Genomic DNA, 6,997 nt, shown 5'->3' on the forward strand with positions numbered 1-6,997 from the left:
TCACCGAACTACCGAAGACCTCCACCGGAAAAATCCAGAAATACATACTACGAGACAAAGCCTGGACCGGAAACAAAAAACACACCAGGTAAACGGGCAAACGCAGGGGCAGCACAATCGTGCCGCCCCCGCGTTGGAGAGTCCCCTTGTTACCGCTCCTTTTGTGGTTGCGGGAGGGTGTCGTCCGGCGACCATGGAGGTGGCGGGCAAACGCCGGCCATCGTGTACCCCACCGAGGCCAGGAACTCCACGAGCTCCGCGAGGAACCAGCGCACTTTCCGGCGCCAAGGCGGCACGGATGCGGAATGTCGTTCGAGCAACATGGTGCTTTTCCTTCCTTGTGCGCTGAAGATCGCCGACGAAGTAGCCGAGCAGGTCTGCGAATCGACCACGAGCTTCGGGAGGCCAGCCGGCGAGGGCGTCGATGTATTGAGCGGCCCTGCGCCTGCGCTCGGCGTCGAGCATTCGGCGGCCGGTGGCGGTCGCGGCGAGCAGACTGGCACGACCATCGCCGGGATCGGCCCGGCGCTCGATGAGCCCGGACCGGACCAGCACGGCGACCTGCCGGCTGATCGTCGACGGGCTCATGCACAGCGATGCGGCGGTCTTCCCCGCACGCTGCGGGCCCTCCTCGGCGAGCTTCATGAGCAGCGGTAACCACGCGGACTTGAGTGCCACCTCGGAACGGCCCGGCTTCGCTCGCCTGACCAGCGACTCCAGCATCACCAGCTGGCGCGTCAACCGAGCAGCGATCTCGATGTCGCCAGCGGCGGCAGCGCGGCCGGCATCCCTGTCACGCATTTCTGTACGCATTGCGGTTCTTCTGGTTTCGGCGCAGGTTCAGTCACGGGCCCGGACGTGGCGGTCGCGTCCGGCGCCGTAGCCAGCAGCGGCCATGACCAGGCTCAAGACAATCAGAAGGAGAAGGGCCCCGGTCCAGCTGCCGGTGGCGTCATGAAGGACCCCCAGCACCAGGGGCCCAGCAGCGGCAACTAGATAGCCGACGGACTGCGCCATTCCCGCCAGCGCTGTTGTTTCACTGGGACCCGTGGCGCGCTGGCTCTGGAAGCTCAGAGCGAGCACGAGACAGACACCCGTGCCCAACCCGAGAAGAGTGCACGACACGATCGCAAGTGCTGGCAGGACAAGCAAAATCGCGAAACCGGCGGCAACGATCACGGACGCGGTAGCAGCAGCGAAGCGCTGGTCGTGACGGCCTCGGGTGAGCAGTGGCAGCACGAGGCCCGTGACCAGCGCGACGAGCTGGTAGTAGAACAACATCCAGCCGGCGGCCGTGGTGCTCATGCCCTGCTCGGCGAGGACGCTGGGCAGCCACGCGATGGAGGTATAGAAGGCGAGGGACTGCAGGCCCATGTAGAAGGCCACCTGCCACGCCAGCCAGGACCGCCACGGAATCCGAGCATGCGTCCCGGTGGACCGCACGCCGCCGTCCGCCCGGGCCTCGCGCAGCCGGGGCAGCCACCCTGCGAGCGCGCCGAGCGCCACCACCAGTCCCCAGGCCAAGGCGGAATGCCAGCTCCCGGGCAGGGCGTTGGCGAGTGGGACCGAGATTCCCGACGACACAGCCGCCACCAAACCCATCGCGGTGACGTACAAGGCGCTGATCGTGTGCACCTGCGGGGCGGGCACGTGGATACGAATCACCGTGGGCAGCAGGACGTTTCCCACCGCGATCGCCGCCGAGAGGATGGCCGTCCCGGCGAACAGAGACACGATCGACGGCAAAGACCGGATCACGGTGCCCGCCGCCAGCACCGCGAGGGCGACCACCAGGAGACGAATGGTGCCGAATCGGTGGGAGACGCGCCCGACGAACGGTGAGGTCACGGCGAACATGAGCAACGGCAGGGTGCTCAGCACACCACCCGCCGCCGCGGACAACCCGGTGTCACGTTCGATGGCAGACAACAGCGTGCCCACACCCGTCAACGTCGCGCGCAGATTCGCCGCCACCAGTAGAACCGCGATCACGATGCCGACCGAATGAGTAGGCGTGGCAACAGGTTTGGTGGCGGTCGCGGCCACGTGGACCTTGCTAGCCTCGACGCGGGGATTCCTGGAGGCGGTCACTCTGATCGCTCCGTTCCGGCCTCGGTAAGCTTCACGATCTCGGTGGCGCAGTGGCGTGCGCCGACTTCGTCTTCGGCAGCGATCGCCTCGACGAGCCGCCTGTGCAAAAGGGTGTGCTCGGCGGCCGTCGCACTGGGCCAGAGCGTGCCGCCGATCTGTTCGGTGACCGCGACGCTCAGGACGTCGTAGACCTCGGTGAGCAGGGGGTTGCCGCCGGCGCTCACCACCTCCCGGTGGAAGCGGGCGTCGACCTCTACAATGGCGCCGATCTCTGGCGAGTCCGCGATCGCCTCCGCCTCGTCAAGCAGGTTCCACAGGCGAGCAAGGTCGTCTTCGGTGCGCCGTGACGCGGCCAGGCCAGAGGCGTACTCCTCCAGCACCGCACGCAGTTCAAGCACATCCCTCCGTCTCGAGGAACTGGCACGTCTCATCAGCACCGAGTGCATTTCGCTCGATGTCCGGACATACGTGCCGTCACCCTTGCGGGCCTCCAACAGACCCAGGTGCACCAGCGCGGCGAGCGCCTCACGCACCGTCGTGCGCCCGACATTGAGCTGTTTGACCAGCTCGTGTTCGGGCGGGATCCGCATCCCCACGGGCCAAGCACCGGACGCGATCTGCTCGCGGAGGGTGTCCACCAGTTGCGCCGCCAGGCTCGCGACACGGCGCGGCGCACGAAGATCATTCATAACGCAATCCTAACCGAATGTCTGACATCTGTACACAACGGCCCCGCCCGCACGACGACCTCGACCCCGCCTTCTCGGCAGTCGAGGCCAACCTGCAACAGCACCAGCACGGATTTGCGCAGAGGGGCAACCCTCGCTACGACCCGTTGGTCGTGACGCTGCTGGAGCAGCTATCGCAAAACCCGGAATGGATGCTTCCGGTCTCCACCTACTTCACGGCACCGCTCGACCAGGTACTGCGCTTCCTGCACGTGAGGTTATGCCGACGGCAGCCTGCCGGAATGCTGGCTGGTAGCCGAATGGCCACCTCACGAGCCCGAACCCACGCGACTACTGGATCTCCAACCTGCCCGCCGACGCGCCCATCAAGAAGTTGGTGCGCCTGGCCAAGATCCGCTGGCGCATCGACCACGACTACCGCGACCCTGCTGGTTAATTCCGCGAGGGGCTGGTTTCACCGCGGGAGTGGTCCGGTTCTGCCTCGCCAACCGGGGTGTGGTGGACGGCCTGTTCGCCTCGATAGACGACACGAACGGAAGCTCCGTTCGCTTCACGCCCGCACCTTCCCAAACAGCCCCAACGCCGCGCCGAAATTAACCAGAAGGGTCTACCGCGAACTCAAAACCGGCCTCGGCCGCACCCAATTCGAAGGCCGTTCCTTCACCGGCTGGCGCCGCTCGTCTCCGCAGCACACCTCTTCCTCGCCGAACTCCGTTTGACAAGCCCAAAAGCACCTGCGGCGGCCTGACCCTCTACAAGATCCCCCAAACACCACGCTAGCCACCTGGACAGGCCGATGCCCCACCTGCCACCAAGAACCACCATGACCATCTAACAAAGCCTTACTAGGGACAACTGCCGAAGAGCCGGGCCAGGATCGTGGTTCGGGATTGATGAATCAGGGGCTCCCGACCATGATCACGAGCACCGATCAGGACCGGTGACAGACCAACAAAGTTGATCACGCAGCCAGGGACAGAGTCAAAGAAATTACAGTTCCTGAGGGAGCGGCGGTTCTCCTGGAGCTATGGTGATGTGGTGGGAGTCACAAGTACCGTCGGCCGGGTGCGCGGGGGAACTCTTCCTGTTGATCTGACCAGTTTCCTGGGCCGTCGGCGGGAGCGTGCAGAGATAAGGCGGCTGCTGACGGCGGGCCGGGTAGTCACGCTCACCGGGCCCGGCGGCGTGGGCAAGACTCGCCTGGCGGTGCGTGTGGCGGCCGACGTGCAGCGGGTCTTTCAGGGCAGGGTGTGGTTCGTCGGGCTTGCTGAATTGCGCGAGCCTGAACTGTTAGGGGTCACGGTCGCGGCAGCACTGGGGCTGCATGTCCAGTCGGCCCGCGCTCCCATCGAGACGATCAGCGAGTACATAGGCACTGAGCCCGCGTTGCTCGTGCTGGATAACTGCGAGCATCTTGTCGACGAGTGCGCCCAGTTCATCACCGCCGTGCTGCACGCTTGCGGTGCGTTGCGGGTGCTGGCGACCAGCCGGCAGTCCCTGGGGCTGCTGGGCGCGCATGCCTTCCCCGTTGCCGCGCTGCCCGTGCCTGAGCCGGAGGAGGTGTCCTCCTCGCCGGGCTCGATCGCCCACTACGAATCGGTGCGCTTGTTCGCCGAACGCGCCACAGCGGTCAACCCTCAATTCGCCATCACCAGCGATAACTGCCAGACCGTCGCCCGGATTTGCCACAGCCTCGACGGTATTCCGCTGGCCCTCGAACTTGCTGCTGTGCGAATGCGGGCACTCAGCCTGGAACAGATCTTGCAAGGGCTGACCGAGCGCTCCCGGCTGCTGGGCTCACAAGGCATCCGCGGCACCTCCGATCGCCAGCGCACGCTGACATCGCTGATCGACTGGAGTTACGACCTGTGTACCGAGCAGGAGCGCACGGTCTGGGCCCGTGCGGCGGTGTTCGCGGGAAGCTTCGATCTCGACGCAGCCGAATACGTCATCAGCGGGAACGGCATCGACCGCGATGACATGCTCGACATCGTGGCGGCGTTGGTAGACAAATCGATTTTCCTCCGCGAGAACCACGTTGGTGCGCGCTTCCGCTTGCTGCAGATCACGCGGGAATACGGTGAGCAGCACCTGACCGAGGCGGGAGATCTCGACCGAGTGCGGCGGCGTCACCGCGACTGGTACGCGCGCCTGGCTGCCCGGTTCAACACCGAGTGGATCGGGCCGTATCAGGCGGAATGGATCAGCAGGCTGCGCACCGAACACCCAAACCTGCGAGTCGCGCTGGACTACTGTGCCTCCCAGTCCAGTGAAGCACCGGCGGGATTGCGCATGGCCACCGCGCTCGACGACTACTGGGACATTCGCGGGATGCACACCGAACTGCGGCACTGGCTCCACCGCACCTTGAACACCGCACCCAGGGACGCAGCCGAGCGTGTGCCCGGGCTCCGGATGTGCAGCTTCTTCGCGATGCTCCAAGGCGATGCCGAACAAGCCCAGAAGCTACTAGCACAAGCCGCAGAGCTCACAACACAAGCCGCCATCCCCACAGAAAAGCCCCACCTGACCTACCTCGCGGGAATGGCCTCGCTATTCACCGGCCAACTCGACACCGCTGCAGCTCAGCTCACCGACGCACTCGCAAGTTTCCGCGCGGCCGGAGTACTGCGCGACGAACTGGCTACCCTGTTCTCCCTCGGCTGGACCTTTGGACTCAACAACCAGCGCGACCGCGGGCTCGAAGTGCTCCAGGAATGCTTGTCCATGACCAAGCAGCTTGGTGATATGTACTGGCGTTCCTGGGCGCTGTGGGCCGTGGCCCACATCGAGGTCGACCACGGCTGGCTGGACCACGCCGAGGCCGCCGCCCGCGAGGCACTAGACCTTCAGCACCGTCTGGAAAACCAGCAGGGAATGGCTTTCACCACCGACGCCCTCGCGTGGATCGCCGAGCAGCGCGGTGATCACCTCCAGGCTGCGGAACTCTTCGGTACCGCCGATCGGCTGTGGCATGACATCGGCGCTTCTCCGCACGCCTATACTTCCGTCTCCGAACGCCACACTCGCTGTCTCGACCGCACGCGCCGCGCACTCGGTGACACCGCGTTCAACACCGCATTCAGTCGCGGCGTGGAGAGATCTGACAGCGACACGACCACTGCCGCCTCCCAGGCCGGAAGCCCCCCGGCCCGCCAAAGCAGACCGGAGACACCACTGCTGACCAGGCGGGAATACGAAATCGCTGGACTCGTCCGCGACGGCCTGAGTAACAAGGACATCGCCGCAAAGCTCGTTATCTCCCAGCGCACCGCCGAAGCCCACGTCGAACACATACTCACCAAGCTCGGCTTCACCTCCCGCACCCAAATCGCAACCTGGATGACTCTCCAGCAAGGCCCCGCGCAGTAAGCGCCAGAAAACAACAACGTGTGTGGGCCGCGGGGAGTGCCGCAGTAGTTGTCAAGTCAAATGAGACAGGACTGTTGAGCAGGTCGGTCACCTGCGCCCGTTCGGCACCGGTCAAAGCCTTTGGCGGTGGCTTCCGAGGCGGTCAAGGGGCCATGCGTGCGTCACACGTTTCGGGTTGACGTGCCTAAATTAGTGCGTCGCCCGAGAAATCCCGGGCAGCACGCACGATTTCTGCACCGAAATCTGGGCGGCACGCAGGTCGGAGAACGCGGTGGTCATGATGTCGTCGGCGGCTCGTCGTTCTCCGCGCTCTCGGGAGGACCTTCCAAGAGCGCGCGCGTTTTCCCATGATGTCGTCCAATGCCATCCGGGTCTTCGCCAAGCCGCCTTTCAATTTCTCGTTCTGGTGGCGAAGCTTCTCCAACTCGATTTGCTCGGCCGATTTTCAAAAACACGGCCACCGAGAGCGACCGGTCAAGATCACGAAAGATCGAGGCCGGGAGACGAGAGGAGGCGAGGAGGCGAGGAGGCGAGAGACTAGAATTTTTGCCTCATCCAGGTGGCGATTTGGGTGCGGGTGTTGAAGCCGAGTTTGACCAGAATATGCTCGACATGGCTCTCGACAGTGCGCGTTGAAATGACGAGTTGTTGTGCGATACCTTTGTTGGACATGCCTTTGGCAACGAGCATGGCAGTTTCGCGTTCACGGCGAGTGAGCGATGGCTCCGCGGACGCGGCAGGGGCAGAGGTCGTTGTGGACGGCTTCGTTTTCTCACCGAGGGCCTCAGCAACGGCATGACGAATAGTCAACTGCGCGCCCTGTTCATAAGCAGCATCAAACGCAG

At 64.5% G+C, this 6,997-nt stretch carries 5 protein-coding genes and 2 pseudogenes; 3 read left to right on the top strand and 4 right to left on the bottom strand.

Translation table 11 applies throughout. The features are described 5' to 3' along the window. The 3 genes from ACWDKQ_RS34315 to ACWDKQ_RS34325 are packed head-to-tail and all read right to left on the bottom strand — an operon-like array spanning position 1 to position 2,780. Positions 1–813: a MarR family winged helix-turn-helix transcriptional regulator gene (locus tag ACWDKQ_RS34315; RefSeq protein ID WP_450142924.1), complete on the bottom strand. Its 813-nt coding sequence runs from the start codon at positions 811–813 to the stop codon at positions 1–3. 27 nt (positions 814–840) lie between these two features. Then, positions 841–2,091, bottom strand: a complete 1,251-nt coding sequence (locus ACWDKQ_RS34320; RefSeq protein WP_450142925.1) for a CynX/NimT family MFS transporter — start codon at positions 2,089–2,091, stop codon at positions 841–843. Beyond that, complete coding sequence (locus tag ACWDKQ_RS34325; RefSeq protein ID WP_450142926.1) at positions 2,088–2,780, bottom strand: FadR/GntR family transcriptional regulator; 693 nt, start codon at positions 2,778–2,780, stop codon at positions 2,088–2,090. The genes ACWDKQ_RS34320 and ACWDKQ_RS34325 overlap by 4 nt, the downstream gene beginning before the upstream one ends. 264 nt (positions 2,781–3,044) lie before the next feature. Between ACWDKQ_RS34325 and ACWDKQ_RS34330 the strand changes: the two are divergent. The 3 genes and pseudogenes from ACWDKQ_RS34330 to ACWDKQ_RS34340 all read left to right on the top strand — a co-directional run. Beyond that, a pseudogene (locus tag ACWDKQ_RS34330) lies at positions 3,045–3,204 on the top strand (IS701 family transposase); the annotation flags it as partial. A gap of 184 nt (positions 3,205–3,388) precedes the next feature. Beyond that, positions 3,389–3,528: pseudogene (locus ACWDKQ_RS34335) on the top strand (IS701 family transposase); the annotation flags it as partial. A gap of 209 nt (positions 3,529–3,737) precedes the next feature. Next, entirely contained in the window at positions 3,738–6,152 is a 2,415-nt protein-coding gene (locus ACWDKQ_RS34340) for an ATP-binding protein (protein ID WP_450142927.1), read from the top strand. 537 nt (positions 6,153–6,689) lie between these two features. Here the strand turns inward: ACWDKQ_RS34340 and ACWDKQ_RS34345 are convergent. Then, the coding region (locus ACWDKQ_RS34345) for a response regulator transcription factor (protein WP_450142928.1) at positions 6,690–6,997 on the bottom strand (308 nt) is incomplete at its 5' end.

It is taken from the genome of Saccharopolyspora sp. NPDC000995 (assembly GCF_053599315.1).

Bases quoted from the DNA above. Each gene is read 5' to 3' on its own strand.
- ACWDKQ_RS34315 (WP_450142924.1), bottom strand. From the start codon at position 813: ATGCGTACAGAAATGCGTGACAGGGATGCCGGCCGCGCTGCCGCCGCT.
- ACWDKQ_RS34325 (WP_450142926.1), bottom strand. From the start codon at position 2,780: ATGAATGATCTTCGTGCGCCGCGCCGTGTCGCGAGCCTGGCGGCGCAA.